Origin of the sequence: Bacillus sp. SIMBA_031, assembly GCF_046535225.1 — a bacterium.
GTDB lineage: Bacteria > Bacillota > Bacilli > Bacillales > Bacillaceae > Bacillus > Bacillus velezensis.
Genome location: NZ_JAWRXC010000548.1, coordinates 1 through 247 on the forward strand (window position 1 = coordinate 1; position 247 = coordinate 247).

Annotated in this window: 1 protein-coding gene; it reads left to right on the forward strand. The window is 36.0% G+C overall.

Translation table 11 applies throughout. The features are described from left to right. Positions 1-247 (forward strand): hypothetical protein (locus tag SB724_RS21330; RefSeq protein ID WP_410573013.1); only part of this gene is annotated, 247 nt, incomplete at both ends.

Here is a 247-nt window from a genome sequence, read left to right on the forward strand (position 1 = left end):
AGAACACACTAGCTTTAAAAAGGTTTGGGCTCAGATAGTTGAAGGCTTTAATCTAGCCTTCAGTATTAAAGAAGTTCGAAATTTATGTATTATGTTTGTATTCGTAAATATCGCAATTAGTATGTTCTATTCGAACTTCATATATCTGTTGAAAGAAGATCTTCTCGCCTCCGAAAACGAAATTGGGTTTGCTTACTCTTTGGCAGGTATAGGCGCGTTAGTTGGTAGTTTCTCCGCTCGTTATATT